2 protein-coding genes are annotated in these 2,209 nt (G+C 72.7%); both read right to left on the bottom strand.

All coding sequences use genetic code 11. The features are described from left to right. A partial coding sequence (locus CCN33_RS04350) for an aminotransferase class V-fold PLP-dependent enzyme (protein WP_140394464.1) occupies positions 1 to 711 on the bottom strand: 711 nt, incomplete at its 3' end. A gap of 70 nt (positions 712 to 781) precedes the next feature. Then, the coding region (locus CCN33_RS04345) for an MFS transporter (protein WP_086691280.1) at positions 782 to 2,209 on the bottom strand (1,428 nt) is incomplete at its 5' end.

Here is a 2,209-nt window from a genome sequence, read left to right as displayed (position 1 = left end):
GAGGCCGGCCTCCGCCACGCCCGTCCAGCCGGTGAGCACTGGTTCCAGGGTTTCCAGCGCACGGTCGGACAGGGTGGCGAAGCCGGTCGCCCACCCGGCGCGCAGCCACTTCTGGCCGCCGGCCACCACCACGTCCGCCGCGTCCCACGGCAGCTCGGCCGCGCCGAACGCCTGGATGGCGTCCACGACCAGCAGCCGGTCCGGCCCGATCGCCTCGCGCAGCCCCGCCAGATCCGCGCGGAACCCGGTACGGAAGTCCACCGCGCTCACGGACAGCGCCACGACGTCCTCGGTCAGCGCGGCCCGGACCAGCTCCGGGGTCACCCCGCCGCCGGGCTCGGGGTCGAGCCAGCGGGGCGTGACCCGGCCGAGCCCCGCGGTGCGGCGCCACGGGTAGTGGTTGGCGGGGAAGTCGCTGCGCGGGACGAGGACCGTTCCCTCCCGGATGCCGAGCGCCGCGTGAAAGAGGCCGGTGGACGCGTTCGGCAGCAGCACGGTGTGCGCGGCGTCACTCCCCGCGAGGCGGGCGGCGGTGTCCCGCGCGGTCGCCTCCGCACCCATCAGGCCGTCCACCGTGGTGTGGTCGGCGCGGGCGGACTCCGTCAGGGCCCGCGTGGTCGCGTCCACCACGTCCCGCGACGGCGGCCCGAACCGCGCGAAGTCGAGATACCCGGCCGGTGTGTCGAAGTGAGCTGCGTACGAAGTGAGCACGGGCTCATCCTCTCCGGTACGGGACGGGCCGGGCACCCCCGCCCCGCGGATGCCCGGCCCGTCCCCCCGCTCAGTGCCCGGCGGATTCCTCGGGGCGTGCCCGGCGCGGCAGGAGGAAGGCGAGCAGGAACGTCAGGACGAGCATCCCGTCCACGATCCACAGCACGGTCTTCATGACGGAGCCGAAGCCGCCCTTGAACGCCGACGTGGCGGTGGACTGGAGCGCGGCCGGTATCCGGGCGCCGTCCTGCGGTGAGGTGACGACCGACCGGGTGTCCTTCTCCAGTGTGGTGCAGGAGGCCGGGGTCGCGGCCGGGTCCTTGGCGACCGCGCGGTCCGAGGCGCAGGTCCGCAGATCCGCGACGATCCGGTCCTGGGCGGCCGGCGCGACATGGGCGGCGGTCAGCTGCCCGCGCAGACCGTCCGAGTGGTGGTCGACGGCGGTGGCGATGCCGCCGCCCAGCAGGCCGAAGAAGACGGTGCCGAGGATGGCCACGCCGAAGGCGCCCCCGAGCTGCTGGACCGCCGTCATGGTGCCGGACGCCGAACCCGTCTCGTGCTGCTCGACACTGGCCAGCACGATGTCGAAGAAGGGTGCCATCAGCAGGCCCATGCCGATACCCGTCACCAGCAGCGAGGGCAGGAGCTGCCAGGGGCCGACACCGCTGCCGGCGAGGTCCAGGGTCAGCCACACCGCGAACACGCCGAGCGCCATGACCAGCGCGCCGCCCTGGAGCACGGCACGGCCGAACCGGGTGACCGCCTGGGCGAGCCCGAAGCCGACGATCATGCCGCCCGACCAGGGCACCATCACCAGGCCCGCCTTCAGCGGCGAGTAACCGAGACCGATCTGGGTGTACAGGTTGAAGACCAGCATGAAGCCCTGCATGGCCGAGAAGAAGACCAGCCCGAGGATCATGCCGCCGCTGAAGCCGCGCTTGCGGAACAGGCTCACGACCACCAGCGGGTCCAGGCCCGCCCGGCTGCGCCGCGCCTCGTACACCGCGAAGGCGGCGAAGACGACGACCGAGGCGGCCATCATCACGAAGGTCCACACCGGCCAGTCGTACTCACGGCCCTGGACCAGCGGGAAGATGAGGAGCAGCGCGGCCAGGGAGACCAGGAGCATGCCGGGGATGTCGAGGCGGGGCTTGCTCTCGGAACGGGGCTTCGGCAGGTAGCGCACGGCCCCCAGCAGGGCGGCGGCGCCCAGCGGCAGGTTGATCAGGAAGATCATGCGCCAGCCGGTGCCGAAGTAGTCCGCGTCCACGAGCCAGCCCGCCAGGATCGGCCCGGAGACCGCGGACAGGCCCATGACCGGACCGAACATGCCGAACGCCTTCTGCGACTCCTTCGGCGGGAACATCTCCTTGATCATGCCGAGGCCCTGGGGCAGCATCACCGCGCCGAAGAGCCCCTGTATGACACGGGCGCCGATCAGCATCGCGGGCGACACCGACACCGCGCAGAGCAGCGAGCCCGCGGTGAAGCCGGCGGC

Source organism: Streptomyces recifensis, assembly GCF_002154615.1.
Lineage (GTDB): Bacteria > Actinomycetota > Actinomycetes > Streptomycetales > Streptomycetaceae > Streptomyces > Streptomyces griseoluteus.
This window is presented reverse-complemented; position numbering and strand designations above follow the sequence as displayed.